Origin of the sequence: Streptosporangium sp. H16 (genome assembly GCF_051918855.1) — a bacterium.
Lineage (GTDB): Bacteria > Actinomycetota > Actinomycetes > Streptosporangiales > Streptosporangiaceae > Streptosporangium.
On sequence record NZ_JBPXMD010000056.1, the window covers coordinates 1 to 22,310 of the forward strand.

Here is a 22,310-nt window from a genome sequence, read left to right on the forward strand (position 1 = left end):
TGGTGAGCGCCCGCCAGGGTCTTGATCAGCGTGGACTTCCCGGCACCGTTCTGGCCGAGCAGGCAGTGCACCTCTCCCGCGCGGACCTCCAGGTCGACGCCGTCGAGGGCGCGCACTCCGGGGAACTGCTTGACGATTCCTCGCATCACGAGGAGGGGTGCCGAGTCGGTTGACGGCTCCGGCATGGGGGGCCTCCGTGGATCTTCACGACAGAATCTCGATGGGGATTTCGCCGCGAACTTCTATGACAAAAGGGACTTAGTTAGCTAAAAGGGATCCCGCCCGTCCGGCCGGGCCGGACAGCACCAGCGTGGCGCCGCCGAGGTCGGCGTGAACGACGGCGTCACGAATCCGGTTTTCCGGTCGGACGGACGGGATGCTTGGGGGGCGATACCGGGTTCTCACGAGGTATGGCGTCTCATTCGCGCTCCTTCTCGGGTGCCGGTGTCGCCAGGCGGACATCGATGGCGGTGGGGTTGGAGAGCACCCTCTCCGTGACGATCCCGGCGGCGCCGCGCGAGGCCGCGCCGAAGCCGAGATCGGAGGCGACGAACTCGCAACGGGCGACGGATCCCTCCACGCCCAGCCGCTTCAGCTCCGCCTGCGCGACCGGGATGAGCCGGTCGGCGAGCTTGGCGAAGTAGCCGCCGATGACGATGACGCGCGGGTTGAAGAGGTTGACCAGCGTGGCCGAGCCCCGCCCGAGCCAGCGGCCCACCTCTCCGATGGCCAGGTCGACCCGGGGATCGCCGGCGGCCCAGCGCAGCTCGATCTCGGCCAGCCGCTCCTCCGGGTCGCGCATCACCCCGTCGTGCATGCCGTAGGCGTGGTCGGGGGTGGCCATCCGGACCAGCGCCGCCAGGCCGACCTTCGTCTCCCAGCAGCCGATCCGGCCGCAGCCGCAGCGCTCGCCGGAGGGGTCGACCATGACGTGGCCCACCTCGCCGGCGAAGCCGTCGGCACCGCTCAGCAGACGCCCGCCCGAGATCACGCCGCCGCCGATGCCCACCTCGCCGGTGAGGTAGACGAGATCGGCCGTACCGGCCGCCACCCCGGAGGTGTACTCGGCGAGGGCCGCCAGGTTGGCGTCGTTGTCCACGCTGATCGGCACATTCGGGGGCACTCCGGCGCGGACCAGCCACTCCGCCACAGGGACGCCGTACCAGCCGAGGTTGGGGGCGACGTCCACGGTGCCGGTGGCGGTGTCGACGAGACCGGGGACGGCCACGGTGATCCCGGCGATCCTGACCTCCAGGAGGTCGAGCTCGGCCATCGCCTCCCCTATCACCCGGGCCAGCTCCGTCAGGGAGCGCTCGGAGTCGCGGCCCATGGCGTCGAAGCTCACCCGCCGGTCGATCAGCACCCGGCCACCCAGGTCGGTGGCGAAGGCGGCGATGTAGTCGACGTTGACCTCGAGACCGAGGGCCCCGACACCGGCGCCGTCCAGGGCGAGGGCGAGCCCGGGGCGGCCGACGGCGCCCGCGTGCTGCGGCCCGATCTCCTTGAGGAGGCCGCGGGCCTGCAGCTCGCCGACGAGGCTGGTGACCGTGGTCTTGTTCAGGCCGGTCTCCATGGCGACGACCGACCTGGAGCGCGGACCGTACTCGCTGACGTGACGCAGCACCAGGGACAGGTTGGACCGGCGCACCGTGGCCTGGTCGGCGGGGGTGCCGGCCGACCTGTTCGAGCTCGTCGAACCGCCGTTGCGACTGCCGGTCCAGCTACGGTGCACGTCACTCCCCTCAATTAATTTGCATGACTGGCCGAATTAAAGGCTCAGTTCGGACAGGGGCGCAAGGTCCGAAACGTTTCGATCTACGTAACGTTTTTGTAACACGATCGCCCGTTTGCCCGATTACGTCACACGAACGACAGATATCGAGTCGTTACCGGGCCAGTGGTGCGCGACGGGACATCTCTGTGTTACAAATCCAATTAATTTCTATCCGAGACAAATAAAAGCCAGGTGACCGCGTGATCCAGGAGCAGCACCAGGCCCGCACGGGGGGCGGCGCGCCCCAGGCCGCGGGTCACGCCTCGCTCCGCCGGACGAACCTCTCCCTGGTCCTGCGCCACCTGCGCGAGCACGGGTCCACCTCCCGCTCCGACATCGCGGAGGCCACCGGCCTGCACCGGGCCACCGTCTCCAACCTGATGGTCGAGCTCCTCGACCGGCGGCTGGTCCAGGAGGTGGGCGTCGACCACGCGGGCACGGTCGGCCGTCCCCGGCGGGCGGTGGCGCTGCACGGCGCGCACATCGGCGCCCTCGGGCTGGAGCTCAACGTCGACTACATCGCCGTGCACGGCGTCGACCTCGGAGGCAACGTCCTGGTCGACCGCCGCCTGGGCTTCGACGCGGCCGGCAGCGGCCCCAGCCGCTCGCTCCGCGAGCTCGGCCTCACGGCCCGCGACGCCGTCGAGGAGATGACGCGTGCCGGGGCCGCCCCTGCGGGCATCGGGGTGGCGGTCCCCGGCCTGGTCGACGTCGACCACGGGGTGGTGGCCTTCGCCCCCAACCTCGACTGGCACGACGTGCCGCTGGCCGCCCGGCTGTCCTCCGCCCTCGGCTCGCTGCGCGTGCCGGTGACGGTCGACAACGACGCGAACCTGGCCGCCCTCGCCGAGTACACCTCCGGGGTGGCGGCCGGTACGGCCGACATGGTCTACCTCACCGGCGAGGTCGGCGTGGGCGGCGGCATCATCGTGGACGGCGGGCTGCTGCGCGGGGCGGACGGATTCTCCGGCGAGGTCGGGCACCTGCCGGTCGACCCGAGCGGCGGGCGCTGCGGCTGCGGGCGCTTCGGCTGCTGGGAGACGAAGGTCGGCCTGGCCGTGCTGGTGCGCATGGCGACCCCCGAGCGGGCGTACGGCCTCGGCTCCGGCCCGGTGCCCGATCCCGAGGAGCGGGTGGCCGAGATCGCCCGCGACCTCGCCGCCGGCGACAAGCAGACGCTGGTCGCGGTCGCGGAGGTCGGCCGCTGGCTCGGGCTCGGCGGCTCGATCCTGGTCAACCTCTTCAACCCGCGCGTGATCGTCGTGGGCGGTTACTTCGCCACCCTGGCCGGCTGGATGCTCCCCTTCGCGCAGGCCGAGCTGGAGCGCCTGGTCGTCGCGGGCCCCGCGGCCCGCTGCCGTTTCGTCGCCTCCGACCACGGCTTCGGCGCGGCCTCCCGGGGTGCCGCGAACGTGGTGATCAACCAGATCGTCAACGACCCCACCGCGATCATGAGGCCCGCGTCGCAGCCCTCCGGAGCCTGAGGCTCGCGGTCCCCCTCGGAGCGGTCCCCCTCGCGCGAGGTCAGAGCACGTCCTCCCGCAGCCGCGGGAAGACCTTGGAGACCTTGGCCAGCAGATACTCACCGTAGGTTCCGGTGAAGGCGCGCAGGTCCTGGCCGTCCCAGCGGGCACGGCCGCCGCCGGCGGCCTCCCGCGAAGGCAGCGGCGGCACCTCCGCGTCCCAGGCGGGGTCGAAGAAGAACGGGAACGACAGCCGCTCGTTCCCGCTGACGTTGCGCACCCGGTGCGGAGTCGAGCGGTAGAAGCCGCCGGTGAGCCTGTGGAGCATGTCGCCGATGTTGCACACGAAGGTGCCGGGGATCGGCGGAGCCTCGATCCAGCCGCGGCCGGCGTGCACCTGGAGTCCCCCGTTGTGGTCCTGGGCCAGCAGGGTGAGCAGGCCGTAGTCGGTGTGCTCCCCCACCCCCCACCCGTCGGAGGCGGGCGGAGCCGGGGGATAGTGAAAGATCCGGAACAGGACGGTGGGGTCGGCGGTGTAGCCGGTGGCGAAGTAGTCCTCCGCGAGCCCGAGGCTGAGCGCGACGCCACGCATGACCGACTGCCCGAGGTCGGTGAGCCGGTCGAGGTATTCGAGGACCGCCTCGCCCAGCTCGGGCACCCGGGCGGGGAACAGGTTGCGGCCGTGCAGCGGCAGCCGGGCGCGAGGGTCGTCCTCGGGCAGCTCGGTCCCGAAGTAGACGCCCTCCTTCAGGTCGGGACGGCCGGAGGTGAGCTCGCCGCCCACCGGGAAGAACCCTCGCCAGGCACGGCCTCCCCGTTCCATGGAGATCTCCGCCTTCACCTCGGGGGGCAGCGAGAAGAAGCGGCGGGCGGCGGTGTCGAGGCGGTCGAGCAGCGAGGGCGGCACCCCGTGGCCGGAGACGTAGAAGAACCCGGTGTCGCGGCAGGCCCGCTCGATCTCGCGGGCGACCCGCTCACGTTCCGCCTGGGACCCGCCCCGCACCAGGGCGCTGACATCGATCACCGGTAGCCGCTCCACCTGCTCATCATCACCCATCGATCCGTCGCCACGAGGCTGCGGCGTCGTCAGCGGCGGCAAGATCGAGGTCGGTGGCGTCGGCGAGGGGTGGCCGCCGCCGGCGAGAGTGAGGGCGAAGCCGTCGCCGCCCAGGGTGAGCAGGCCGAAACTAACGGTGCGGTAGCCGTCCAGGCATGCTGCATGCACGGCCCGACCTCGCACCGGTCGTGCTCCAGCTGGCCGCGGACACCTCGCGCCGGCTCTCTCCCTGAGGACGGGCGCGCGGGGAGCCGAGCTCTCGCCGAGAACGAGCGCGCGAGGAGCCGAGCCGCGAGGCGGGGGGCGGGGGCAGGGCTGAGCGGGGCGGGGCGATCCCTTCTACGATCGGGGACGTGACCGCCCCCATCTCACGTTCCAGTGCCCGGATCCTGCTGGTCGACGCCGACGAGCGCCTCCTGCTGTTCCGATATCCCGCACCCGCCCAGTGGCCCGTCGAGCACTACTGGATCACGCCGGGCGGAGGAGTGGACGACGGTGAGACGCTGGTCGCCGCGGCGGTCCGCGAACTGCGCGAGGAGACGGGACTGAAGGTCACGGAAGAACACATGGGGTCCGTCGTGGCCCGCTCCTCCGGCCTCACCTGGTTCGGCGACACCCGGGTCGCCGCGGTCGACTCGTTCTTCTTCCTGCGCGTCGGCGAACACACCGTCGACGTCTCGGGACAGGAGGAGCTGGAGCGCTCGGTGATCTCGGCGCACCGCTGGTGGACCCGGCACGACCTGCTGACCACCCGCGAAGCGGTCTTTCCCCTCGGCCTGGGGACCCTGCTGGCCGGTTTTCTGGCCGGAGACCTCCCCGCCGAGCCCATCCTGCTCCCCTGGCACCACGACGAGTAAGGCCGAGCCGACGGCGATGGGCGGGTGCCCGAGTGCTCGGGCACCCGCCCATCGCCGTGTCACGTGCCGCCCCAGGGATTCGAACCCTGATCACCCAGGTCCTGAACCTGGTGCCTCTGCCGTTGGGCCAGAGCGGCCGGGCGTGCCTCGCGGCACGCCGGTGTCACGATGTCCTCGTACTGCTCGTACTGCTCGTACTGCTCCTCTCGCTCGTCTCGCTGTGCTGCTCGTGCTCGTGTCGCCCGTTTCCCGCATCGTTCGTGTCGTCGGAACGGCAGGGCTCGAACCTGCGGCCTTCCGGTCCCTGGCCGGATGCTCTTCCTGCTGAGCTACGCCCCGTCACGCGTCCGGGCCGGCTGGCGTGGGCCGTACCGGACGCGCCGTGGTCCTGCCGACCGGGCGGGGGTCGCCACTCCCGTCGCCGAGTCCCAGTCCCATGCCCCGCTCCCGCGAGGGCAGAGCCGCAGCGGGGGTTCGAACCCCGTCCTGCCGGGTGGAAGCCGGCTGCCTTACCGATTCGGCCTCTGCGGCGTGTCTCCGGGAATCACCCGGGGTGAATCCTTTTCGCGCCCTCCAGGGAGAGTGCGTGAACGAATTCGTGTTCAACGTGCTGCACTGTGGATTTGTCGAAAGCGGGAGACAAGGTCCCGCCCGCGATGGTCAAAGCGGTGTCATCTGGTGAAGGAAATGAAGAAGCCGCCCGGAGTGGTGTCTCGGGCGGCTCGGCGGTTTCCCTCGCGAGGGTCATCCACCTGGCCGTCCGGGATCCAGAGCACTGCCGCCGAGCAGCGGGAACGCCTCAAGCCCTCCCTGCCACACCGGTGATGCGCCGTAATTCACCGTCGTTCCTCTCCAGATTGCGGAGCGGGTGCTCCGGCCTTTCTCCATTGAAGGGCAAAGGCGGCCTCCGGCGCCAATGGTTTTATCCGCCTTTTCCGTCGACGGCGTTTCTCGCGACCGATGTGGAATTCACCGGTCCTCGCCCGCGGACCCGCCGCCCGCCGGTTGGCGGGCGGCGACGACGTCTCCCCGTACACGGCCCCGGCCAGGGCGTCCGACCTGTCGGGCCTGCCCCCGGCGTACATCGACGTCGGCGAGCTGGAGGTCTTCAGGGACGAGTGCTTCGACTACGCCCTGCGGCTGGTGCGGGCGGGCGTCTCCACCGAGTTCCACCTCCACCCGGGGGCCTTCCACGGCTTCGACGCGATGATCCCCGAGGCGGAGATCAGCCGCCGGGCCGCCGCCGAGCGGGTGGTCGCGCTACGCAGGGCCCTGTTCGGCTGACGGCCCGCCCGCCCGCGGCGGCGAGGCCCGCGTCTCCCCGGCCGCTGGGGACCCCGCCGGCGCGACCTCCGGAGGGCCTGACGGCGAGGCCGCCGGGGAGCCGGGCGGCGGGATCAGCGCCAGCGCGCGAAGGAGCGGGTCGCGCTCGCCGCCGGCGCGCCTCAGCATGTGCCGGCAGATCCCGCAGATGCCGGAGAACTCCCGGCGGGCGAGGTCGCGATAGCGAGGCAGCGCGGTCAGGGCCCCGGTGCCCAAGGAGCCCAGCACCGCGAGGAACGGGTCGGCGGCGAGGTCGGCGAGCGCCCGGCGCACGCCCTCGCGGTCGCCGGCCAGGCGATGCAGGTCCGGGGGCCCGGCCCCCATGATGACGTTCTCGTCGCAGCAGGCCGAGATCCGCCCGTCGTAGCGGACCGTCGGGGTGTGCGCGATCGCGCACCGGCCGAGCCGCTCGCCGGTCACGCGGCGGGGAGCGGGGAACAGGCCCCGGGCGCGGCCGTACGGCAGGGGCGCGACCGGGTGGATCTCGGCGTGATCGGGCCATCCGGCCCCCAGCGCGCCCGCGAGGAGATCACGCGCGTCCTCGATCTGGGCGGGGTCGTCCAGCACCTGGGCCACGAGCCACGTGCCCGCGTCCGCGACGGCTCGGGCCGCGGCGGCCACGGCGGCGCGCGGGCTCGTGTGGTGAGCGTCGACGCCCAGGACGACGCAGGCCGACATGCCCAGGACGGACCGGATCCATCCGGGGGGATCTCCCCCTGCCCCCCAGTGACCACTGGTGTAGGGGACGAGCGCCTTGCCCGACTCGTGGATCCTCCGGGCGGCGTAGGTGAGCCCGCGCCGCTCCACGAACGGCTCCCCGCCGGAGACGCCGACGACCCGCAGGTCCTCGTCCGCGCAGAGCCCCTCGACCATCTCCTCGAAGAGGGCGTGGTCGGTGATGCGCGGGCTGTCGGGACGGGAGCCGACCGAGCAGTGGGCGCAGCCGACAGGGCAGCGGTCGGTGATGAGGAGCAGCGCCGACCTCCCGCGTCGCCGCCGCAGGGCGTCGAGCTCGCCGAGCCTGAGCATGCCCCCGACGGTACGCCGCCCGCGCCGCGCGGCGGTCGCCCTGCGGCACGGACGGGCCACCCCGCGCGGCCGCTTACGCCGTTCCCGCGGGAATCTAGGCCGGCCGGCCGTACGCGTAGGCCACGGCCCACGCCGCCCTGTCCGCGTGGGCCGTGGCGATCAGCCGTCCGGCACCGGTCCCTCCGTCTCCCGTCCGGCCCGGAATACGCCTGCCAGGCGGTGGTTCGCGGAGCGCCGGATTCGTAACTTGATCACGTGGGAAGCCCGAACGGCCCACGAAACCCCGTCCCATGGGAGGGACCAATGAGCGAGTCTCCAGGCATCCGCGATCTCGTGCAGCGCGCCGCATCCGACCCCGCGTTCGCCGAGCAGCTGCTCAGCAACCCCGAGTCGGTCGCCACCGAGTACAGCCTCGGCACCGACCAGATCGACCAGATCAAGGAACTGGCCGGCGCCGGCCTGCTCCAGCCCGCCGTCCAGGCGCACACCGTTCCCGTCAAGGAGCCCGGCGGCGGTGGCTACTACTAAACCGCGCGGCCACTACTAGCTCTCCAGGGGGTGTCGTGCACTTCAACTCGATACTGGTCAGCGTCACCGAGATCTGCACCGTAGGCTGCCGGCACTGCGGTTTCACCGGCTCCACGCGGGACCGCCAGCCGACCGCCGACGACATCGGGCGCTGGGTGGCACAGGCGTGCGACAGCGGCATCCCGGAGATCATCTTCACCGGCGGCGAGCCCTTCCAACGGTTCCGGATGCTCAAGTCCGGGGTCGGGGCCGCCGCCGGCCACCCCGGCGGGCCGAGGATCTCGGTGTTCACCAGCAGCTTCTGGGGACGCTCACCCGCCGCGGTGGACAAGATCCTCGGGCAGTTGCCCGGCCTGACCCGGCTGTTCCTCAGCACCGACGTCTACCACCAGGAACGCGTGCCCACCCAGCACGTGGTCAACGTGATCGAAGGGGCGATCGCCCGGGGGATCCCGGAGATCAGCCTGTGCATCACCATCGCGGAGGACCACGAGGAGGAGCAGATCCGGAGCCTGTACCGGCGTTTCGAGGATCGGGTGCGAGTGCACGTGGACCGGGTGATCCCCACGCCGTTCATCAAGACGGCCCACCAGGTGGGCGTCCCCCCCGACCCGGAGAACTTCTCGGCCTCCTGCTATCTGGAGACCCCGCTGATCAACCCGAACGGCGACCTGTCGGCCTGCCACATCGGCAAGGCCGGAGCCTACGTCACGCTGTCGGACCTGGCCTACTTCATGGGCAACCTGCACGAGAAGTCGTTCCAGGAGATCCTCGACGACGCCGACCACAACTACGAGTACCAGTTCCTGCGCGTGTACGGGCCGCAGGGCGTGGCACGGATGGTCGCGTCCTCCCCCGCGGTGCGCAAGCTGTTCAAGGGGACGAACTTCACCAACGGCTGCGACCTCTGCTACAAGCTGCTCCGCTCGCTCGACGGGCGGGCCAGGCTGCGCGAGATCGCCGCCGACCCGTTCCAGCGCCAGCTGATCGACGCCGTCCGGCTGGTCCGGTTCGGCGAGCGGGCGCCGGAACCGCGGCGGCCCGCGCCCGGCGCCCCGGCGGGCCCCGGCCTGCCCGGTCTCCCCCTGCCCGGTACCGCCCTGCCCGTGCCCGGTGCCCCCGGTTCCGTGGTCGGCGTCCCCCTGCCGCTGATCGACGCTCCCCAACCAGTAAGGAGTGGCACGTGACGAGCACGAACCTCGTCGGACTCGTACCCGCCGCCGGCCGGGGCACCCGGATGGCCCCGCTCCGCTACCCCAAGGAACTGCTGCCCATCGTGTACGAGCCCGCCGAGGGCGGCGCCCGGCTGCGTCCCGTCGCGGAGTACGCGCTGGAGTCGCTGGCGGGGGCGGGGGTCGCCAGCGCGATCCTGGTGGTGGCCCCCTGGAAGCTGGAGGTGGTCTCCTACATCGGGGACGGGCGCCACCTCGGCGTCGACGTCGCCTACCTCTTCCAGGAGGAGGCGCGCGGCCTGGCCTGCGCGCTCGACCTGGCCCACGGGTGGACCAGGGGACGCGACGTCGTGTTCGTCATGCCCGACACGATCTTCACTCCGTCCGACGCGCTGTCGCGGTTGCGCGGCGTCTACGAGCGGACGGGCGCGGACCTCGCGCTCGCGGTCTTCCCCACGCCCGACGCGCACCGGCTGGGCCCGGTGGTCGTGCGCGGGGACCGCGTGCACCGGGTCTTCGACAAGCCCGCCGACCCGCCCGTCATGAACACCTGGGGCGCGGCGATCTGGGGGGACGCCTTCGCGAGGCTCCTGCACGAGGAGCTGCTCAGGGACCTCGGCCGGGGCGTCCCGAACGGCCCGGTGAACGGCGCCGCGGACGGTCCGGCGGGTGAGCCGGTGCTCGGTCACTACTTCGACCTGGCGGTCCGGGGCGGCCTGCGGGTCCGGGCGGCCGAGTTCCCCGGCGGCACGTTCCAGGACGTCGGCACGCCGTTCGGCGTCCGCAGGTCCCTGGAGGGCCCCTCACTTCTGGCGGTGAGCCCGTGAGACTCCTGTTCTTCGCGATGAGCAGCGCCGGGTACGGCGAGACGCTCATCGGCATGTCGCTGGCCCGCCAGCTCAAGCCGGCCGGGATCGAGTGCTTCTTCATCGTCGAGCCCATGTCGGAGAGGCTGCTGCGCGGCAGCGGGTTCCCGTACCTGGTGCTCGACAACTCGATGCGCGCGTTCGCGACGCTGCTGGTGGACGAGACGGTCCGCGAGTTCCGCCCGGACGCGATCATCCTGTCCGACTACTTCACCTACTGCGGCGTGTTCCCCAAGCGCTACGGCGTCGACCCGTGGTTCATCGAGCGGTACGGCCTGCCGATCATGCCGATCGACATCTGGGAGTGGGCCGGCACCGACTTCGCGGTGGACGTCTTCCACGGCAAGTCGATGGGCGTCAGCCGGAAGATCATGGACATGCCCGCCCACCTGCGCCCGGCCCCGATCTGCCACCTCGAACCCGAGCCGGGCGCGTACCCGTTCCGGCTGTGGGAGGGCAACGAGCGGGTCAGCCGCCGCACCCGCCACCACCTGCGCGAGACGTTCGGCATGGCGCAGGAGGACCGGATGGTGCTGCTCGCGGTGGCCGGGTGGCAGCAGGACAAGTACGCCGACGAGAACGGCGACCGGATGGCCGACCAGGTCCCCGAGCTGATGGTGCACTACCTGCGGCAGCTGCCGCCCAGTGCCCGCTTCGTGTTCGTGGGCAGCGTGCCGCCGGTGCTGGCCGGGCTGGCCGACCGCGCGCACGTCATCCCTGCGTGCTCTCCGCACCGGTTCAACGTGCTGCTGGGCTCGGTCGACCTGGTCCTGACGCTCAACCTGCCCGCCACCACCCTGGCCAGGGCGGTGCTGTCCGACATCCCCGGGCTGGTGCTGACCAACAAATTCGACGTACCCGAGAAGCAGGACATCGACCGGGTGGAGGCGGAGCTGGGCGGCCTGTCGGAGGACGTGCGGTCGTGGCTGTCGCGGACCCTGCCCATGTATCCGTTCCGGATGTGGCCGCTGGGGTTCCACGGCTTCCTCGACCCCATCCTGGCGAACAACCCCTACCTGTCGACGTTCGCCCACGCCGAGCTGCTCGACGAGCCCGCCGTGCTGTCGGCGCTGCACGGGGTGCTGTACGACCGCGGGGTCCAGGACGATCTGGCGCGCGAGCGGGCCGCGTACCTGGAGAAGCTGACCGATCATCCCGGCACCCCCGAGGTCTTCGCCTCGGCGGCGAGCCGCCTGGGCCTGGTGTGAGGTGGACATGAAACAGCTGAGCATGCACGTGACCGACCTGTGCAACGAGAAGTGCGGCTTCTGCGTCGTGGGGTCGCCACTGGCGAAGTCCGACAGCGTGGAGTACGAGGACCTGATCCGCTTCCTCGTCGAGAACTCCGGCCAGGACTACGCGTCGGTGAACCTGCACGGCGGGGAGCCCACGATCCACCCCCGCCTGTTCGACCTGCTGCGCACGATCAGGCTGCTGGAGTACCCGCGCGTGGAGATCCAGACCAACGCGCGGCGTCTGAAGGACCCGGAATTCACCCAGCGCCTCGCCGACAACGGGGTCGAGTTGTTCGTGGTCTCGCTGCACGGCTCCACCTCGGTCGTCCAGGACTGCCTGACGCAGACGCCGGGCGGGTTCGACGAGACGATCGAGGGCATCCGCAACGCCAAGCGGTCGGGCGTCGCGGTGCGGACCAACACCGTCATCACCCGGCTCAACATGGGCCGGCTGATGGACATCTGCCGGCTCTGCGTCGACCTGGGGGTCGACCACGTCAACATCTCCAACCTGCACCCGGTGGGCAGCGGCTTCTTCGCCCTGGACATGCAGGCGCCCACGGTCGCCGAGACCCGGACGCACCTGCTGCCGGTGATCGAGATGATGCTCGCGTCGCCGGCGCGGCTGACGCTGGAGGGCTTCCCGCTGTGCGTGGTCGCGCCGCACGAGGAGCTGGCCATCGAGGATGGGACGCGCTCGATCCGGATGATGTACCAGGGCAGCGTCGTGGACGACTACGACGCGTTCATGGACGACGAGATGCGCTCGTACGGGCCGCCCTGCGACGGCTGCCCGCTGCGGGCGCAGTGCGGCGGCGTCTACAACGAGTACGCCGAGCGCCGCGGCTGGGAAGAGTTCGGCCTGCGCCGGCCGTCCCCCATCGGCGGGTGACCGGGATGTCCCTGCGGATCGCGATCTGGGCGGGCGGCAGCCTGCCCAACGTCGGCGACCGGCTGCTGGCGGCGGTGACCGAGGCCCAGCTGTCACGCCGCCTGCCGGACGCCACCTTCCGGCACTTCTGCCCGTGGAGCACCGGGGGCGGCCCCGCGCCGCTCCGGGTGGACCGGGACGGGCGCTGGCCCGGCACGGGTTCGTTCGACGCCGTCGTGATGGCGGGCGGCCTGTGGAGCGGCCCGCCGTTCCGGCACCCGATCATGCAGGTGTTCTGCCTGGGACCGGACCCGGAGGCGTTCGATCCGGGCGTGTGGGTCGCCTGGCACGGCGTGGGCCTGCAGGACGACACCCCGGCGCCCGCGCGTGACGACTGGCGCGGCTACCTGGGGGCGGTCAGGGAGCGGATCGACCACCTGACCGTGCGGAGCGAGACGGCCGCCCGGCGGATGGACGACGCGACCGGCGTGCCGGGCACGGCGGTCGTCCCCGACCCGGCCTTCGCGCTGGAGCCGCTGCCGCCCCGGGCCGTCCGGGCCGCCGGGTCCGGGCGGCGCCGCCGGCCGCTGATCGGCGTCGCCGTCGGCGCCCCGGGGGTGACCTCGCAGCTGGTCACCCACCTCGTCGGCCGCGACCTCGCCGCGCGCGGCGCGGCCGACCCGGCATTGTGCGTGCCGCCGGAGCAGGTCATGGCCGAGGCGTCGGGACCCGGGGAGCGCGCCGCGGCGCTGGGATTCGTGACGGAGCTGGGCCTCACCCTGATCGAGCTGGCCGCCTTCGCCGACATCGAGTTCATCACGGTGCCCAACATCTACGGCGACGAGGAGGCCGGTGCCAGGTTCGCCCGGGCGGTGCCGCGCGCCCGGGTCCGCGAGCTCCGCCTCCCCGGCGTCTCCGGCGGCGGCGTGTCCGCCGCGTCCACCGGGGCCGGCGAGCTCACCGAGGCCTTCGCCCGCTGCGACCTCGTCCTCGTCTCCCGCTACCACAGCGCGATCCTCGCGCTGCGCGGCGCGACCCCGTTCGTGGCGGTCGACCCCTTCTGGAGCCGCCGCAACGGCACGAGCAAGCTGTACGAGCTCACCGCCGGGCTGGGCATGGCGCACCGCTACTGGACGCACCACGGCACGCACCCCGCCGAGGACCTCCTCGGGATCGTGGAGCGCGCGCTGGACGACGACCCGATCGAGGCGGTCGCCTACCGGGAGACGAACGCGCGGGCGACGGCCGCCTTCGACCGGCTCGCCGAGGGGCTGCGCTCCGCCCGGCCCGCAGTGACACTGGGGAGATCGTCATGACCCTGAAGGCCGTACTCGTCTACTCCAACGACGACGGGTTCTCGCTGGGGGTCGAGCTGATCCGGGCGGCCGTGGCCGACCGGGTCTCCCCCTCGGAGGTCGAGCACCGGGTCTGGTTCCACGAGGACGTGGGCAGCCTGGCCGAGGACTACCTGGGGCACTACAACGCGTTCATGGCGCGGCTGTTCGACTACCGGCCGGACGTGATCTCCTTCTCCGCGTTCGTGTGGAACCACGACGAGTTCACCCGGATGGGGCGCATCGTCAAGCGGCACCTGCCGGACTGCCGCATCGTGTGGGGCGGCGCCCAGGCCAACTCCCGGCGGATGGCCGCCCATCTGCTGCGCGAGTACCCGTGGATGGACCTGGTGCTGCGCGGCGAGGCCGAGGAGGCGTACCCGCAGCTGCTGGAGACCCTGGCGCGGGACGGCGACCTGGGTACGGTGGCGGGCGTCACCCGGCGCGACGGCGGCGAGCCCGTGCACAACGACGACCCGCCCGACGTCGACCTGGGCGCGCTGCCGCTGGTCTTCACCGCCGACAGGCTCCCCCTGGAACCGATCCTGCGGCGCAGGCCCGACGCGGTCCTGGCGTACGAGACGGGCCGGGGGTGCCGGCAGAAGTGCAAATTCTGCCTCTACAGCGCTCCCAAGCTCCGCGCGTTCCCCATGGAGCGTATCGAGCGCGAGCTGGCCTACCTGCTGGACGGGGGCATCCCCTACCTGCGGATGTGCGACGCGCACCTGGGCATCTCGCGGCACCGGGCCATGGAGATCTTCGAGATCGTCGCCGAGCACAACCGGGGAACGGTGGTGGACGTCTACCCGGACGTCAAGCACGTCGACCTCGACTACGTGCGGGCGATGAACCGCGCCGGGTGCCGCGTGATCACCCTGGGCATCCAGTCGTCCGACGCCGGCACCCTGCAGCTGGCGGCCCGCAGGTTCGACCGGGGACGGTTCGCCCAGGCAGCCTCCCTCATCCGCCGCCACCACAACCACGCCCTGGCCGCGGACATCATCATCGGCATGCCGGGCGACAACGCGGAGAAGGTTCGCGACAGCGTGCGGTTCGCCTACGAGAGCGGCGTGGAGAAAGTGCACTTCGCACCGCTGATGGCCTTCCCCGGCACCGACTTCTTCGAGTACGCGGAGCAGTACGGGATCGAGTTCTTCGACTTCCAGCCGCCGCTCGTCGTCCGGTCGCGCGGTTTCGGCACCGAGGACTACCAGCGGGCGATGGTCTTCGCCGGGCGGGTCGAGGCGCTGCAGGACGCCGCGCCCGCGCTGCTGCGCTGCCTCATCGCGGTCCCGGACTGCGACGTCGCGGCCTGGGCCGAGCGCCTCGACATGGGGTCGGGGGCCGACCCGGTACCGCGCGTCGAGGAGGCGGACCTGCCGCCCGAGGCGCGGCGCCTGCTGCTCGACGGGCTCGCCTGGGACGCCGCGGTCCGTGCCCAGCGGGCGACGACCGCGCAGGCCCCGCCGGGGCTCACCGACGACGCGCTCGTCGAGGGCGTCACGCGGGACGCCGTCCACTGGGCGGACCATCCCGTCCACCTGCTGCTGCGCGACTTCACGCTGACCTTCGACGCGCTGGCCCGCGAGCGCCAGGGCTACCTGTTCCCCCGGGGCGGCGCCGTGGCCTACCCGCTGGGCGGGCCGCTGCTGGCGGCCTTCGAGGCGGCGGCCCCGGGGATCACGGTCGGCGAGTGGCGGGACAAGACACGGGCGGGCTCAGCCACCGAGCTGACCCGTGAGGTATGTGACTCCGCCTTCAGGATCCTGCACGCCACCGGGGTCGTCGCGCTGCGCGGGGAGGGCTGAGTCCTGGCCGAGGTCACGGCCGAGGTGCTGTCCGAGATCCTGGCCGAAATCCCGGCCGGGGTCCCGTCCGCGCAGGGATCTGGCCCGCGAGTCGTACTCGCGGGCCAGATCCCTGCGCGAGGACAGGCCCAGCTTGGCGAACACGCTGGACAGCTGGGCCTGCACCGTGCGGGGCGACACGAACAGCTTCGCGCCGATCTCGCGGTTGGTCAGCCCGCCGGACGCCAGCAGGGCCACCTGGCGTTCCGCCCTGGTCAGGGCCGCCCAGCCGACCCCCTGCCCCCGTGGCCCCCGGCCCCGCCCCGCGTAGGTGACGGCCTGGCCGACGTCCAGCCCGGCGCCCTCCTCCCACAGGGCGGCGAACCCGCCGGCGCCCAGCGCGGCCCGCACCCCGGCCAGGTCCGCCTCGTGCTGCGGCGCCACCGCCGGGGGCCGCGACAGCCCCAGCCGGTCGCGCAGCGACTGGGCCGCGCCGAACAGCCTGGCGGCGTGCTCGTGGCGGCGGTGCCCGGCCGCGAGGCCGGCCATGGCCTCCAGCGAGTCGGCCGTCTGGGCGCGCAGCCCCATGGCGGCTCCGGCCCGCAGCGCCGAGTGGTGCGCGGAGGCGGCACGGGACGGATCGTCGCGCCGGGTGACGCTGCCGAGGGTGAACAGGCACCGCCAGGCGAGCGGACGGTCGTCGGTCTCCCGGGCGCGCGCCATGGCCTCCTCGGCGAAGGTGAGGGCCGCGGAGGCGGCGGACGCGCCGCCGGAGCCCAGGATCGCGGCGCCCAGCCCGGCCAGACCCATGGCCGCCAGCCGGGCGGCGGTCCGCTCGCCCACCTCGACGACCTCCGAGAACACCTCCCGCGCCGCCTCGTACTCGCCGACGTCGAGCAGCGTCCTGCCGAGCGTGTCGAGGCAGTCCCCGAGCAGCGGCGGGGAGTCCGCGGAGCGGGCGATGCGGACCGCCTCGGCGAGCCGCTCCCTGGCCGGTCCGTAGTGGCCGCGGCAGGCGGCCACCTCCCCCAGCCCCCTGAGCACCGCGGCCCTCCCCCAGACGTCGCCCACCCGGTCGGCGGCGGCCAGGCTCTGGCCGAGCGCGCTCTCGGCCTCCGCGTACGCGCCCTGGTAGACGGCCACCTGCGCGAGGGCGAGCAGGCCCATCTCCAGGTTCAGCTCCGAGCCGCGCCTGCGGCCGACGGCGACGCACCGCTCCAGGGCCGCGCGGGCCCCGGCGAGGTCGCCGGAGGCGAGAAGGGCGCGGCCGAGCAGGAAGAGGGGCACGCCGCTCCACGCGTGGCCCATCGGGGCCGTGCCCCGGGCGGCGAGCTCGGTGAGGGTACGGCCTGCCGACGCGGGCTCGCCCATCGTCCGCAGGCCCGCCAGCACCGCCAGCGCCCGCGTCTGCCCGGCCTCGTCCCCCAGCTCGCGGAACATGGCCAGCGCCCGGCGGCAGGCGTCCGTGGCGTCGGCGTACTCGCCCAGGGCGCAGGAGAGCACCGCGCCGCTCAGCTCCGCGGCGGCCAGCACCTCCGCGCGGACCACGCCGCCCGCGGAGACCAGCGAGGCGATCCAGCCGCGCCCCTCGCGCGGGCGGCCCCGCAGGATCCAGTACGTCTCCAGCGCGCTCGCCATCCGCGCCCCGACCGTCGTCGGTCCTCCGGAGGTGCACCAGCGCAGCACCGCCCGCATGTTGGCGTAGGCGGCCTCGACGCGTTCCAGGTGCGGCGCGGCGGCGCCCGTGGCGAGCGCCTCCGCCGCCCGCTCGGCCAGTGCCGCGTAGTACTCGGCATGGCGCGCCCGCACGGTCTCGGTCTCGTCTCCGGCACGCAGTTCCTGCCGGGCGTAGGCGCGCACGACCCGCAGCAGCCGGTAGCGGGTCACGGCGCCGCTGGTGTCGCACTCGACGAGGGACCTGGACACGAGCATGGCCAGGAGATCGACGACGGCGTCCGGTCCGATGCCCGCGCCCGCGCAGACCCCCTCCACGTCGTCGATGACGAACCCGTCCTCGAACACCGCGAGCCTGCGCAGCAGCAGCCGCTCGCCGCCGGGCAGCATCTCGTGGCTCCAGCCGATCGCCGCCTCCAGCGACCTGTGCCTGGGATGGGCGGTGCGGTTCCCCCCGGCCAGCAGCCGGAGCGGGTCGTCGAGCCGCTCGGCGATCTGCGCCGGCGACAGCATGATGGATCGCGCCGCGGCCAGCTCGACGGCGAGCGGCAGGCCGTCGAGGCGGCGGCAGATCTCCCGCACCGCGTCCGCGGTCTCCGGGGTGGCGGGCCGCCCCTGCGCGGCGGCGCGCTCGGCGAACAGGCGGGCGGACAGCACCGCGTCCAGCGGGGCGAGGCGGCAGGTCACCTCGCCGGGGACGCCCAGCGGCTCCCTGCTGGTGGCCAGCACGCCGAGCCCCGGGTGGGTGCCGAGCAGCTCCGGGACGATCACGGCGCACTGGTCGGCGACGCGCTCGCAGGTGTCGAGCACGAGCAGCGAGGGCCCCTCACCGGGGACGACGCCGAGACCTGCGAGGCCTGCGCCCCCGGGACCGCCCGCGAGGCCGGGGCCGGGAGGACCTGGGACGGTGGCGGCGGTGGCCACGGGGCCGTCGAAACCGGCGGCCAGGTCGCGGAACCAGACGCCGCCCGGATAGGCGTCGGCCCAGACGCGGGTGTACGCGTGTGCCAGCCGGGTCTTGCCGACCCCCGGAGCGCCGGTGAGCGTGACCAGCCGCGCCGAACCGAGCAGGCCGCGCAGGCCGGCGAGTTCGGTGTCGCGGCCGACGGGGTCGCCGGACCAGTCCCTGGGCAGATCGCCGCCCACCGCTAGGCCACCAGACGCCGGGAGAACGACCGCAGCGACAGCGCGCCCGTGGTGAGCGTTCCCGCGGCGAGGACGGCCAGCGCGACCGCCTCGGGCATGTGCGGGACGGCGGGACTCAGCGCGCCGCGCAGCCCCTCGCTCACGTAGACGAGCGGGTTCGCCAGGACGGCCGTCTGCAGCCACGGGATCGCCTCCAGCGCCGCCCAGGGGTAGTACACGCAGCCGAGCATCATGAGCGGGACGATGAAGATCGCGAACAGGGTGCTGAGCTGCTGGGGCGGGAGCAGCGTGCCGATGAGCAGGCCGATGCAGGCCGTCAGGAGGGACGACAGCACCAGGACCGCGACCAGCAGCGGCCAGCGCCCGAAGTCGATGTTCGGTGCCTCGCCCGGCGCGTGCACGAACAGCACCGCGAGGAAGACGACCACCGCCGCGATCACTCCCTGGATCGCGCCCGCGACGATCTTCTCGACGCCGACGACCCAGACGGGGATCGGGGCCAGCGCCCTGTCGTCGATCTCCTTGGTGTACGAGAGCTCCATGACCAGCGGGGTCGTCACGGCGAAGATGCCCTGGAGCACGATGCCCGAGGCGACCAGGCCGGGGACCAGGATCGTGGTGAACGTCTCCGCGCGCCCGTCCGCGGAGAGTCCCTGGCCCGCCCCGTACCCGATCCGCGGCAGGACCACGGCGAAGACGAAGATGAACAGGACGGGCTGGACCACGGTCCGGGCCATGAAGGAGCGCAGGTCCCGCCGCAGCACCCGCAGGTCGCGGGCGAGCAGCGCGCCGAAGGTGCGCGCGTAGTGGCGTGACACCGCCGGGGGCGCGGCCGGGGGTGCGATGGTCGATGCCGTCATCGAATCTCCTTGAGCGTGGAGACCCCGGGCCTTGGCTCCGGGGCGGAACCGCGGCGCGGTGGCCGCGTAGTTCGGGTGGTTCGGAAGGTCGTCCGCGAGGAGGCGGTCAATCCCGGTACTCCCGCCCGGTCAGGGCGAGGAACACGGTTTCGAGGCTGGGCCGGACGACCCGGACGTCGGCCAGTGCCAGCCCCGCGTCCTGGCCCATGCTCACCAGGAGGGCCAGGACGCTCTCCGGGGCCGGGGTGAAGACGCGCAGCCGGTTGTCGGCGACCTCGGCGTCCGCGACGCCCGCCAGCTGCCCGGCCTGCTCGACGATCTTCTCCGGGTCGCCGTCGTAGGTCAGGGTCAGCACGGTCCGCAGGCTGGTGGACGCCTTGAGCTCGGCGAGCGTCCCGCAGGCCAGGACCGTCCCGTGGTCGACGATCGCGACCCTGTCGCAGAGCTCCTCGGCCTCCTCCATGTAGTGGGTCGACAGGACGACCGTCTGGCCCCCGTCGCGGATCTCACGCAGGATGTCCCAGAGGTTCACCCGGGTCTGGGGGTCCAGGCCCGAGGTGGGCTCGTCGAGGAAGAGGATGTCCGGCCGGTGCATCAGCGCCCGCGCGATCATGATGCGCTGCGCCTGGCCGCCCGACATCTCGGTGACCTTGGCCCCGGCGCGGGAGCCCAGGCCGAACCGTTCCAGCAGTTCGGCCGCCCGCCGCCTGGCCTCTCGCGCGGGCAGCCCGGCGTAGCGGCCGCGGAACTCCAGGTTCTCGCCCGCGGTGAGCTGCCGGTCGAGGTTGTTGTACTGGGCCACGACCCCGATGCAGCGCTTGACCGCGATGGGGTCGCGCACCACGTCCGCGCCCGCCACCCTGGCCACGCCGCCGCTCGGGGCGATCCTGGTGGTGAGCATCCCGATCGTCGTCGACTTCCCCGCCCCGTTGGGCCCGAGGAGGCCGAACAGCTCGCCCCTTCGCACCCGCAGGGTGAGCCCGGCCACCGCCTCGGTCACCCTGGACGAGCTCACGTAGGTCTTGCGCAGTTCGCTGGTCTCGACCGCGACGTCCGCCATGTCGGGCTCCCTCTTCGGCACGTGGCGCCCAGTGTGGGAGCGCCCGGTTAAGGCGCGCCTTGATGACGGTTGGAATCCGGTTTGAGACGTCGCGGCGCCCCTGCCCAGAGCGGTTATCAGGCATTTCCATACCGGGTCCCAACCGTTATCCAACCGGCCGAGCCGACACTTCGTTCAGACGACGGGAGCCCGATGACACCCCCCAGCATCACCTTGCGGGCGAAGATCGACCTGACCGGCCCCGCGCTCCGGAGCGCGGGGAGCTCGCTGTGGCGGGCTCCCGACCCGCGACGGCGCTACCGCGACTACCTGTGCGCGATGCACATGGTCATCAGGGCGTCGGTGCCGCTGTTGCGGGTCGCGGCGGCCAGGTCCGCGGAGCTGGGCGAGACGGAGCTGGCCGAATATCTGGACCGGCACGCGGAGGAGGAGGCCGGCCACGACGACTGGCTGCTGGAGGACCTGGCGCTGATCGACCCCTCGGCGGGGGACGCGCCGCGCGGCACGCCGCCCCCGTCGGTGGCCGGACTCGTCGGGGCCCAGTACTACTGGGTGCTGCACCACCACCCCGTCGCCCTGCTCGGGTACATCGCGGTACTCGAGGGCGAGGCTCCCTCCCCCGCCCTGCTCGAACACATCGAGCGCAGCACGGGACACCCGCGGGCGGCGTTCCGCACGCTGTGGCGGCACGCGTCGCTGGACCCCGGGCACCGTGACGACCTCGACCGGATGCTCGACGGCCTGCCGGCGGTGCGGGAGCGGCAGGACGCCGTCGGGACCAGCGCCCTGCACACCGTGCGCGCGGCGGCCGAGCTGCTGCGCGAGCTGGCCGGCGAACCCGCCGGGGTGTTCTCGTGCACCTGATGGACATCCTGGCGCTGCGCCCCGTCCCCGCCGCCGCGGTCCTCATGGCGATCACGCGGCGGTGCCCGCTGCGCTGCCGCCACTGCTCGACCGGCTCGCTGCCCGCCTCCGAGGAACACCCCGGGGAGATCTTCCAGCGCTTCGCCGGGACGTTCGCGCCGGGGGACGGGCCGCGGCTGGTCATGCTCACCGGGGGCGAGCCGCTGCTCCGGCCCCGCCTGGCCCGTTCGCTGGCCGAGACCGCCGCCCGCGGCGGTGCCCGCACGATGATCCTGTCGGGCATGTTCTTCGCCCCCCGGGTGCCCCCCGCCGCCGGCGGGGTGGCCCGGATCCCTCCCGCGATCGACGCGGCGATCGACGCGGCCGACCACTTCTCCGCCAGCCTGGACGCCTTCCACGAGGAGGAGGTGCCCCGGGAGAGCGTCTTCGCGGTCATGCGGGCGCTGCTGGCGCGGGGCAAGGACCTCAGCTTCCACGTCACGGGGACCGGGCCGGGTGACCCCTACCTGCGCGACGTCACCGCGGCGATCCGGCGGGAGTTCGGCGACCGGGTGCCGATGCTGGTGGGCCGGGTGGGAGCCGTCGGCCGGGCCCGCACCGCCGCGCTCGCCATACCCTCGCTGCCCTCGCTCCCCGCGGCGGCGGGGAGCGAGGCCGCGCCCGGCGCACCGGCCGGGACCGCCTCGCGCACAGCGCCCCCCGCGCCCCCAGCGCCCCCAGCGCCCCCAGCGCCCGCCGGAACCGCCGGAGCGGTGACGGCCTCAGAAGCCGGCCCGCCCGCCGGAACCGGAACCGCCGGGAGCGCGCTGCCGTGCGCGATGGCCGCCTGGCCGGCCGTCGGGTTCGACGGGACGATCACCGCGTGCTGCAACCAGGACGTCGTCGACCACCGTCCCGTCCCCGGTCACCTGCGCCTGGGACATGCCGGCACCGACGACTGGGACACGGTCAGGCGGCGCTGCCTGGAGTCCGGCGTGCTGCGCGCCCTGAGAACGTACGGTCCGCTGTGGCTGGCCGGCGCCCCGCCGGAGCGGGGGTACTGCGAGACCTGCCGGACGCTGGACGTGCCACCCCCCGCCCCGACGCCCGCCGCCGCCTTCATGGAGCGGCAGGTCCGCGACCTGCAGCTGGCCGGCGGCGGTACGGGATTCGCCAGGCGGTACGGATGCCCTCCCTACGACCACCTCGTGTCACTCGGCCACCCTGAGAGGGACCATGACTTTTGACCCTGTTCACGAACTGGCCCGCGCGGGGATCGACCTCACCCTGGTCAGCCCGGAGCAGCGCGAGGTCGTCCTCGCGCTGAGCGAGGCCGAGGTCGCTCTCCTGGCCTCCATCCATGAGCGGCTGAGGGACAGCGCCCCCGAGGTCGAGGCCCACATCGTCGGCGGACTCCTGTTCTGATCGGAG

20 protein-coding genes and 3 tRNA genes are annotated in these 22,310 nt (G+C 73.0%); 13 read left to right on the plus strand and 10 right to left on the minus strand.

Going from position 1 to position 22,310, the window contains the following annotated elements:
* Both ACTOQ2_RS41350 and ACTOQ2_RS41355 read right to left on the minus strand, forming a co-directional pair.
* On the minus strand, positions 1-185 hold a 185-nt coding region (locus ACTOQ2_RS41350), incomplete at its 3' end, for an ATP-binding cassette domain-containing protein (RefSeq protein ID WP_440071986.1).
* Positions 186-418: 233 nt separating this feature from the next.
* On the minus strand, positions 419-1,732 hold the full coding sequence (locus ACTOQ2_RS41355) for an ROK family protein (protein WP_440107095.1): 1,314 nt from the start codon (positions 1,730-1,732) through the stop codon (positions 419-421).
* Between the two features lie 242 nt (positions 1,733-1,974).
* Between ACTOQ2_RS41355 and ACTOQ2_RS41360 the strand changes: the two genes are divergently transcribed.
* Positions 1,975-3,258, plus strand: coding sequence for an ROK family protein (locus ACTOQ2_RS41360; RefSeq protein ID WP_440107098.1), 1,284 nt, complete (start codon positions 1,975-1,977; stop codon positions 3,256-3,258).
* A gap of 40 nt (positions 3,259-3,298) precedes the next feature.
* Here ACTOQ2_RS41360 and ACTOQ2_RS41365 read toward each other — a convergent pair whose 3' ends face one another.
* A complete protein-coding gene (locus tag ACTOQ2_RS41365) occupies positions 3,299-4,462 on the minus strand; it encodes an isopenicillin N synthase family dioxygenase (protein ID WP_440107100.1) in 1,164 nt (387 codons plus the stop codon).
* 185 nt (positions 4,463-4,647) lie between these two features.
* Between ACTOQ2_RS41365 and ACTOQ2_RS41370 the strand changes: the two genes are divergently transcribed.
* Positions 4,648-5,151, plus strand: a complete 504-nt coding sequence (locus ACTOQ2_RS41370; protein WP_440107102.1) for an NUDIX hydrolase — start codon at positions 4,648-4,650, stop codon at positions 5,149-5,151.
* Between the two features lie 64 nt (positions 5,152-5,215).
* Here the strand turns inward: ACTOQ2_RS41370 and ACTOQ2_RS41375 are convergent.
* The 3 genes from ACTOQ2_RS41375 to ACTOQ2_RS41385 form a co-directional block, all read right to left on the minus strand.
* Positions 5,216-5,288, minus strand: a tRNA-Leu gene (locus ACTOQ2_RS41375).
* Positions 5,289-5,417: 129 nt separating this feature from the next.
* Positions 5,418-5,490: transfer RNA gene (locus tag ACTOQ2_RS41380), tRNA-Pro, on the minus strand.
* A 120-nt stretch (positions 5,491-5,610) separates the two neighbouring features.
* Positions 5,611-5,682 (minus strand) — tRNA-Gly (locus ACTOQ2_RS41385).
* Between the two features lie 429 nt (positions 5,683-6,111).
* On the opposite strand from ACTOQ2_RS41385, the gene ACTOQ2_RS41390 reads away from it, so the two are divergent.
* Positions 6,112-6,435, plus strand: coding sequence for an alpha/beta hydrolase (locus ACTOQ2_RS41390; protein ID WP_440107104.1), 324 nt, complete (start codon positions 6,112-6,114; stop codon positions 6,433-6,435).
* Here ACTOQ2_RS41390 and ACTOQ2_RS41395 read toward each other — a convergent pair.
* Positions 6,412-7,503 carry a radical SAM protein gene (locus tag ACTOQ2_RS41395; protein ID WP_440107106.1) on the minus strand — a complete coding sequence of 364 codons (1,092 nt, stop codon included), beginning with the start codon at positions 7,501-7,503 and terminating at the stop codon, positions 6,412-6,414. The two genes, ACTOQ2_RS41390 and ACTOQ2_RS41395, sit on opposite strands and share 24 nt — an antisense overlap.
* 303 nt (positions 7,504-7,806) lie before the next feature.
* On the opposite strand from ACTOQ2_RS41395, the gene ACTOQ2_RS41400 reads away from it, so the two are divergent.
* Genes ACTOQ2_RS41400 through ACTOQ2_RS41430 form a run of 7 tightly spaced genes read left to right on the plus strand, consistent with a single transcriptional unit; the run spans position 7,807 to position 15,317 of the window.
* Complete coding sequence (locus tag ACTOQ2_RS41400) at positions 7,807-8,031, plus strand: hypothetical protein (protein WP_440107108.1); 225 nt, start codon at positions 7,807-7,809, stop codon at positions 8,029-8,031.
* A 35-nt stretch (positions 8,032-8,066) separates the two neighbouring features.
* Complete coding sequence (locus ACTOQ2_RS41405; protein WP_440107110.1) at positions 8,067-9,218, plus strand: radical SAM protein; 1,152 nt, start codon at positions 8,067-8,069, stop codon at positions 9,216-9,218.
* Positions 9,215-10,030, plus strand: a complete 816-nt coding sequence (locus tag ACTOQ2_RS41410; protein WP_440107112.1) for a sugar phosphate nucleotidyltransferase — start codon at positions 9,215-9,217, stop codon at positions 10,028-10,030. The genes ACTOQ2_RS41405 and ACTOQ2_RS41410 overlap by 4 nt, the downstream gene beginning before the upstream one ends.
* Positions 10,027-11,277 carry a DUF6365 family protein gene (locus ACTOQ2_RS41415; RefSeq protein WP_440107114.1) on the plus strand — a complete coding sequence of 417 codons (1,251 nt, stop codon included), beginning with the start codon at positions 10,027-10,029 and terminating at the stop codon, positions 11,275-11,277. The genes ACTOQ2_RS41410 and ACTOQ2_RS41415 overlap by 4 nt, the downstream gene beginning before the upstream one ends.
* A 7-nt stretch (positions 11,278-11,284) precedes the next feature.
* On the plus strand, positions 11,285-12,196 hold the full coding sequence (locus ACTOQ2_RS41420) for a radical SAM protein (protein ID WP_440071973.1): 912 nt from the start codon (positions 11,285-11,287) through the stop codon (positions 12,194-12,196).
* A gap of 5 nt (positions 12,197-12,201) precedes the next feature.
* Positions 12,202-13,491 (plus strand): polysaccharide pyruvyl transferase family protein, encoded by a 1,290-nt coding sequence (locus ACTOQ2_RS41425; RefSeq protein ID WP_440107116.1) that lies wholly within the window; start codon positions 12,202-12,204, stop codon positions 13,489-13,491.
* Positions 13,488-15,317 (plus strand): B12-binding domain-containing radical SAM protein, encoded by a 1,830-nt coding sequence (locus ACTOQ2_RS41430; RefSeq protein WP_440107118.1) that lies wholly within the window; start codon positions 13,488-13,490, stop codon positions 15,315-15,317. The genes ACTOQ2_RS41425 and ACTOQ2_RS41430 overlap by 4 nt, the downstream gene beginning before the upstream one ends.
* Here the strand turns inward: ACTOQ2_RS41430 and ACTOQ2_RS41435 are convergent.
* The 3 genes from ACTOQ2_RS41435 to ACTOQ2_RS41445 all read right to left on the minus strand — a co-directional run bounded on the left by ACTOQ2_RS41435 (position 15,228) and on the right by ACTOQ2_RS41445 (position 20,036).
* The gene (locus tag ACTOQ2_RS41435; RefSeq protein ID WP_440107120.1) at positions 15,228-18,116 is read right to left on the minus strand and encodes a helix-turn-helix transcriptional regulator; all 2,889 of its coding nucleotides are present in this window, start codon (positions 18,114-18,116) and stop codon (positions 15,228-15,230) included. The two genes, ACTOQ2_RS41430 and ACTOQ2_RS41435, sit on opposite strands and share 90 nt — an antisense overlap.
* A gap of 2 nt (positions 18,117-18,118) precedes the next feature.
* Complete coding sequence (locus ACTOQ2_RS41440) at positions 18,119-18,976, minus strand: ABC transporter permease (RefSeq protein WP_440107121.1); 858 nt, start codon at positions 18,974-18,976, stop codon at positions 18,119-18,121.
* A 106-nt stretch (positions 18,977-19,082) separates the two neighbouring features.
* Positions 19,083-20,036, minus strand: a complete 954-nt coding sequence (locus tag ACTOQ2_RS41445) for an ABC transporter ATP-binding protein (protein WP_440107124.1) — start codon at positions 20,034-20,036, stop codon at positions 19,083-19,085.
* 192 nt (positions 20,037-20,228) lie between these two features.
* On the opposite strand from ACTOQ2_RS41445, the gene ACTOQ2_RS41450 reads away from it, so the two are divergent.
* From ACTOQ2_RS41450 to ACTOQ2_RS41460, 3 genes are read left to right on the plus strand one after another with little or no spacing between them, the layout of a single operon-like run.
* A complete protein-coding gene (locus ACTOQ2_RS41450; protein WP_440107126.1) occupies positions 20,229-20,900 on the plus strand; it encodes an iron-containing redox enzyme family protein in 672 nt (223 codons plus the stop codon).
* Positions 20,900-22,126, plus strand: coding sequence for a radical SAM protein (locus ACTOQ2_RS41455; protein ID WP_440107140.1), 1,227 nt, complete (start codon positions 20,900-20,902; stop codon positions 22,124-22,126). Before ACTOQ2_RS41450 ends, ACTOQ2_RS41455 begins: the two co-directional genes overlap by 1 nt.
* Positions 22,116-22,304 (plus strand): aroma-sacti cluster domain-containing protein, encoded by a 189-nt coding sequence (locus tag ACTOQ2_RS41460; protein WP_440088010.1) that lies wholly within the window; start codon positions 22,116-22,118, stop codon positions 22,302-22,304. Before ACTOQ2_RS41455 ends, ACTOQ2_RS41460 begins: the two co-directional genes overlap by 11 nt.
* The last annotated feature ends 6 nt before the right edge of the window (positions 22,305-22,310 follow it).